At 63.4% G+C, this 5,794-nt stretch carries 3 protein-coding genes; 2 read left to right on the forward strand and 1 reads right to left on the reverse strand.

Features of this window, described 5'->3' with window-relative positions:
• The first annotated feature begins 107 nt into the window (after positions 1-107).
• Together AC3WN7_RS28250 and AC3WN7_RS28255 are read left to right on the forward strand one after the other, a co-directional pair.
• Positions 108-1,058 carry a GlxA family transcriptional regulator gene (locus AC3WN7_RS28250; protein WP_095968238.1) on the forward strand — a complete coding sequence of 317 codons (951 nt, stop codon included), beginning with the start codon at positions 108-110 and terminating at the stop codon, positions 1,056-1,058.
• A 161-nt stretch (positions 1,059-1,219) separates the two neighbouring features.
• Complete coding sequence (locus tag AC3WN7_RS28255) at positions 1,220-2,704, forward strand: ATP-binding protein (RefSeq protein WP_095968237.1); 1,485 nt, start codon at positions 1,220-1,222, stop codon at positions 2,702-2,704.
• Here AC3WN7_RS28255 and AC3WN7_RS28260 read toward each other — a convergent pair.
• Positions 2,669-5,473: an ATP-binding protein gene (locus tag AC3WN7_RS28260; RefSeq protein ID WP_102675841.1), complete on the reverse strand. Its 2,805-nt coding sequence runs from the start codon at positions 5,471-5,473 to the stop codon at positions 2,669-2,671. The genes AC3WN7_RS28255 and AC3WN7_RS28260 overlap by 36 nt on opposite strands.
• Positions 5,474-5,794: the final 321 nt, after the last annotated feature.

Below are 5,794 nucleotides of genomic sequence, written 5' to 3' on the forward strand. Positions count from 1 at the left end.
GCGGTGGGTCAATCAACATCCATGCTGACTGACCCACCGCATTCGCGAGCAAGCCCGCTCCCACAGAGGATGTGCACCGTCTCAATTAATCCAGTGAATTCCAATCCATGAAAACCGTGGCAATGGTGCTGTTTCCCGACTTTCTCCTGCTCGATATGGCCGGGCCCATGGAAGTGTTTTCCATCGCCAATCGTTATCTGAAACCCGACGATCACTATGTGCTGTCGACCATCGGCACCGAGCCCGGCGCATTGCGGGCGTCCAATGGCGTGAGCGTGCAGGCCGACCGGCACATCGATCAGGCCTGCGAAGGTTTTGATTTGCTGCTGGTACCCGGTGGTCCCGGTGCCTACAACGAAAAGCATCCGCCGTTGCTCGACTGGCTCAGGCACAACGTCAGCCGGTCCGCCGGTTACGGCTCGATCTGCACCGGAGCGTTCGTATTGGGGCATGCGGGCTTGCTCGACGGCTATCGCGTCACCACCCACTGGCACTACACCGAGCGGCTGATCAAGGGCTTTCCGAAGGCGACCGTCGAGACCGACCAGATCTTTGTCCAGGACCGCAACCTGATCACCTCCGGCGGCGTCACCGCCGGGATCGACCTGGCGTTGTCGGTGGTGGCGCAGGACCACGGCAAAAAAGTCGCCCAGGACGTGGCCAAGGTCTTGCTGGTGGTGATGAAGCGTCAGGGCGGGCAGGCACAGTTCAGCCCGTTGATGGCGGCGGTGGCGCCTCACGAAACGCCGATTACCCGCGTGCAGAACCATGTGCTCGAGCACCTCGACGAGTCCTTCAGCATCGAGCGCATGGCGAGCCTGGCCAACATGAGCCCGCGGCATTTCGCCAGGGTGTTCGCCCGGGAGGTGGACATGACGCCGATGGAGTTTCTGCAAAGCGCACGCATCGATTGCGCCAGGAACCTGCTGGAAACCAGCGAGTTGCCGCTCAAGACCGTGGCCTTCAAAAGCGGCTTCGGCAGCGTACGGCACATGCGTTTTCTGTTCAGTGAAAAGCTTGGCCTGACCCCGACCCAATACCGCGAGCAGTTCAGCTAGCGCGCATGTCCGTTGTGCGCACCGCAATGGCCGTGACGCTCCCCCCGTGGCGGTTGTACCGTCACAGAGGGCTGCCAAGATACGAGGTAACTCATTGCAAGGAAGGTGCGGAGCCTGGATGGACTCACGTGCCAGATCAGGTTTCCTGCGGGTGACTGCCCATGAACAGCCTCAGAGATGTCAGCAACGAAGCGGTGCTGCAATTCGGACCCTACGCTTTCCACCTCAGTCAGCGCCTGGTGCTGGAGGGCGATCGACCGCTGCGCCTGGGCGGCCGCGCCCTGGATGTGTTGCAGGTGCTGGTCGAACACGCGGGCTCGGTGGTCAGCAAGGACGAGTTGATTGCGCAGGTCTGGCCGCGCTCCGTGGTCGAAGAGATCAACCTGCGGGTGCACATTGCTGCCCTGCGTCGGGCCTTGGGCGACGGGCAGAACGGTCAGAGCTACATCGTCAACATTCCCCAGCGCGGCTACAGTTTTGTCGCCCCGGTACAGCATTCGCCGCAGCCTGTAGCGTTCCCCAGCGAGACCCTAAAAAAGCCCCTGCACAACTTGCCGGCGCGGCTCACATCGATCACCGGGCGCGATGCGGTTGTCGGCAGCCTGGTGCGGCAGTTGCCCGTGCGCCGATTCATGACCCTGGTCGGGCCTTGCGGGATCGGCAAGACCACCGTCGCCTTGCGCGTGGCCGAACTGTTGTTGCAGCACTATCGGCACGGCGTGTGGCTGGTGGACCTGGCGGCGATCGAGGATCCGGCGCAAGTGACCGATCATCTCGCACGAACCCTTGGGCTGGAAGCCGGCACCACGCTGGAGGCGCTGGCGCAGCGACATGCCTTGTTGGTCCTGGACAACTGCGAGCATCTGCTCGAACGCTGCCAGACGTTGATCGAGACACTGCTGCAATCGATGCCGCGACTGTCGATCCTTGCCACCAGCCGCGAGCCACTCAAGGCCGTGGGCGAAACCCTGTTGCGTCTGCCACCGCTGGCGGTGCCGCCGGCGTCAGCGCTGCGCAGCGTTGCCGAGGTCATGGGCTATTCGGCGGTGCAGTTGTTCGTCAGCCGTGCCCGGGCCCGTCAGCAAGGCTTCACCTTGCGCGAACAGGACCTCAGGGTCGTGCGCGAAATCTGCCGGCGCCTCGACGGCCTGCCGCTGGCGATTGAATTGGCGGCGGCGCAAATCGATGCGCTGGCGCTGGTGGGGTTGCAAGCACAACTCGATAACTGTTTTCAGTTGCTGTCCCAAGGCCGCCGTACGGCCGTCCCCCGGCATCAGACGCTCAAGGCTGCACTGGACTGGAGCTACGAACGGTTGACTGCGCTGGAACAATCCGTGTTGCAGCGTTTGGCGATATTCAAGATGGCCTTCACCCAGGACGCCGCGATAGGCGCGATCAGCGGCGACGCGTTACCGGTCGCCGAGCTGATCGAGGTGCTGGACAACCTCGCACTCAAATCATTGCTGTCCCTGGAGCAGGGCGGCGGGGTGATCCGTTACCGCTTCCTCAACACCACCCGCACCTACGCCCTGGAAAAGCTCGAACTCAGTGGTGAGCTGCGCACCCTTGAAATGCGTTATGCCGGTTACGTCAGTCAAACGCCCCGGCTTTCAGGCCGGCAAGTGGCAATGCAACTCACCGAGTAAGTGGCGCACGGCCTTAAGGTCCGGCGTGGCAAAACCTTCGGTGAAGCGCTGGTAGACCGGCGCCAGCAATGCATGCGCCCGTTGATGGTGGCCCTGTCGCTGCCACAATTGCGCCAGCGAGGTGGCGCTGCGCAGCTCCCAGGTCAAGGCGCCCTGGGTTCTCGCCACGTCGAGTGCCTTGAGTAACACGGTTTCAGCCATCGCGGCGTTGGCCGGAAAATCCGTTGCCAGCAGCGTCTCGGCCCTGGCCCGCAGAATCTCTGCCGTGCTCCAGCCCGACGCGCCGTTTTGCGCACGTTCAAGCAGGTCGTCATCGACGCAGGTGGAATCCAGCGTGACCATGATGTCCTTGATCAGTCCGACACTTCGTTGCCTGGCGGGCGCGACATCGACGCCGCCGATCACCTGCGCGTAGTGTTGCGCCCAGGTATGGAACAGCAGGGCCGAGTGTTTCTGCGCCTGTTGCAGCAGCAGGCGCAGGAGTTCGCGGGCGCTGCGGGTGTCACCGTTGTAGTAGGCGATCAGGCAGCCGGCGAGCGCCAGGGTGTAGCAGATCGACGTGCCGTGGTTGATCTGCAACGCGATGTCCAGCGCCTGCCGGGCTGCACGCCAGGCCTGTTCCGGTTGGCCTCGCAGCCAGAGGATGCGCGCCTGGATGGTCAGCGCCGCGACACTCTGGTCGTATTGCACGCCGAAGCCATGGGTGAAACGGTTGAGATGACCACTGTGGGCCATGCGTTGCAGTACTTGTTCGGCATGCTCCCCGGCCTGTTGCTGGTCGCCTGAAAAATGCAGGGCAAGCACCCGCAATCGATGGGTGCTCAGGGATAACAGGGCGTCGTCATGCAGCCCCAGTTGATCGAATTGCCGGCTCTGTTGCAGGGCCATCTGGTACTGGCCGCCACTGAGATTGACCGCCAGGTGACCGGAAATCGCCCGCAACTGACCGGCCACATCGTTGAGTCGGCTGGCCAGGGTTCTGGCGCTGACAAAGGCGCCAAGGGTTTCGGCGCTCGCGCCTTGAGCGTGGTAACAGGCACTGCCCAGGGCCAGCTTGAGGGTCATCTGCAAGCGCGGGCAAGGCTCGGCAGATGGCTCGAGCAAGGCCAGGGCCTTGCGCACATAACCGCCGTGTTCCTTGAGCAGTGACAGCTCCTGCCACAGGGGCGTGGACGTCGCGGCCAGGCGTATCGCCAGCGCCTGCGGCCCTTGCCCGTGCAGACCCCAGTCGAGGGCCGCGCGGATGTCCTCCAGGGTCCGGCCATAGCGCTCGAGCCACAGGCCGGTCGAGGTGTTCTCCCATTCGTCCTGCGCCTGTTGCATCAGCGCCAGACAACGCTCGGCATGGCGCTCCCGCGTGGCGGGCAGGTCGGGGGTTTGCGCGAGCTTTTCCAGAGCGTAGCTGCGGGTGGTATCGAGCAGGCGGTAGTAAACATCCTCATCGCCCACTTCCACGTTCAACAGGGACTTGGCGACCAGTTGGGTGATCGAACCGAACACTTCGCGAGGTTCGATGTGTTCGCCGACAATCACCGCCGCTGCGGACTTCAGGGTGAAGCCGCCGCGAAACACGCTCAGTCGGCGCAGGCAGGTCTTTTCGCAGGCGTTGAGCAGCTCGAAGCTCCAGTCCAGTGTCGCGCGCAGGGTCTGATGGCGTGCCGGGGGCGTCTGGCAGGGTTGGGTCAACACCCGGAAACTGCTTTGCAACTGCGCCAGCAAGCCGGCTAATCCGAAGTTGCCCACTTGCGCCGCCGCCAGTTCGATGGCCAGTGGAATGCCGTCCAGTCGGTGGCAGATGTCGATCAACAGCGGCAGTTCATCGTCCGTCAGTTCAAAGTTGTCATGGCTGGCCATGGCCCGCTCGACAAACAGTTGCAGGGCGGAAAAGGTCATGGCCTGGGCTCGGTCGAGGACGGCGATGGGCGGTGGGCAGTCGAGTGATGCCAGGCGCTGGACGAATTCGCCTTCGGCCCGCAGGCTCTCGCGGCTGGTGGCGAGAATGTGCACGTGCGGCGCACTGCGCAGAATGTTTTCGCAGAGCTGGGCGATGGCGTCGACCAGGTGTTCGCAGTTGTCGATGACCAACAGCATTTGCCTGTCGCGCAGACAGTCGGCAAGGCCGCTCAGGGGTTCGTCATCGTGCAGGGCCAGTTCGAGCAACGTCGCCAGGTGGCCGTCGATCATCAGCGGGCAGTTGATCGGGGCCAGGTCCAGCAGGCGAATGCCGTCCCGGTAGCGACCGATCATTTGTTCGGCGACTCGCAAGGCCACGGTGGTCTTGCCGATGCCGCCGGGACCGACGAGGGTGATGAAGCGCTGGCGCGGCAGTTGCACCACCAGATTGTCGACCAGCGTCCGCCGGCCGATCATGCGTGTGTGGCGCACCGGCAGGTTATGCCGGCTCGGTGTGCAGGCCTCGGCTGCTGGTGGTTGTTCGACCTGCTCCCGTGAGTGTGGTGCGACGAAGCTGTACCCGCGCTGGGCCACGGTGACGATGTAGCGCTGACCGGCCTGACCGTCGCCGAGCGCCTTGCGCAACGCGGCCATGTGCACCCGCAGGTTGATGTCTTCAACCACGCTGTCGGGCCAGACCCGGGCGATCAATTGCTGCTTGCTGACCACATTGCCGGCGTGTTCCAGCAGGATCAGCAGGATGTCCATGGCGCGCCGGCCCAGGCGCAAGGGCTGGTCGGCCTCCATCACCAGGCGTTGTCCGGGGTAGACCCGGTAGGGGCCGAAATGCACAGCCTGTTCGGGGGAAAGGGTCAACGAGTCGCTCCTGCTGCAGCCGTCTGGTTCGCGGTTTACGAGCATATTCCTCAGGTTTTTTACGCAGCGCAATGTGCCGCCCCGGTGACTGAAAGGGCAGGCATTGACTCTAGCGTATCGACCAACTGCTGTCGGTCCCGAAAACATTGGGTGCGACAGATGGGCGGGACAGGCCGGGGCTTTTTGCGCGCCAAGGAAAATTAACAACGTTTAACTCGTCGCGCGTCCGGTCTACGCCCAAAACTCTCCGTCTTCAACTTCCACTGAAGGCAGGGATGAAATGTCAGTCAGCCGCGAGCAGCTCGATGTGGGAGGGGGGGG

This window comes from Pseudomonas sp. FW305-70, from assembly GCF_058783925.1.

Coding starts and splice junctions, on each gene's coding strand:
- AC3WN7_RS28250 (WP_095968238.1), top strand. CDS start 108: ATGAAAACCGTGGCAATGGTGCTGTTTCCCGACTTTCTCCTGCTCGAT.
- AC3WN7_RS28255 (WP_095968237.1), top strand. CDS start 1,220: ATGAACAGCCTCAGAGATGTCAGCAACGAAGCGGTGCTGCAATTCGGA.